Here is a 434-nt window from a genome sequence, read left to right as displayed (position 1 = left end):
CCTGCCCCCAATGTCTGTTTAGAAATTAAGATTAGCTTATTGGTAAGATACATGATTTTCACTTCTGTTTGTATACTCTCTTTTATTGAGATTAGCAAACTCCTGTGGAGTCATGCTGTTCAATGAGCTATGTGGTCTTTTTTGATTGTAATCAATCCTCCATTCTTCGATAATTTTTCTTGCTTCTTTTAAACTGGTAAACCAGTGTTCATTTAAACACTCATCTCTAAATCGGCCGTTGAAACTCTCGCAATGCCCATTTTGCATTGGTTTTCCTGGTTCTATAAAATGATGTTTCTGCTTACATACATAAGCCCATTGATCCAATACCTTTCCCGTAAACTCAGGACCATTATCCGACTGTAGTACCTGTGGAAGACCTCTTGTTTCTCTCAACTGTTCCAATACCGCCGCAACCCTTTTGCCTCCAATGG

General features: G+C 38.9%; 1 protein-coding gene. It reads right to left on the bottom strand.

The genetic code is table 11. The features are described 5' to 3' along the window. Positions 1-36: 36 nt before the first annotated feature. A partial coding sequence (locus CALK_RS11740; protein WP_034638454.1) for an integrase core domain-containing protein occupies positions 37-434 on the bottom strand: 398 nt, incomplete at its 5' end.

Source organism: Chitinivibrio alkaliphilus ACht1 (assembly GCF_000474745.1).
Lineage (GTDB): Bacteria > Fibrobacterota > Chitinivibrionia > Chitinivibrionales > Chitinivibrionaceae > Chitinivibrio > Chitinivibrio alkaliphilus.
This window is presented reverse-complemented; position numbering and strand designations above follow the sequence as displayed.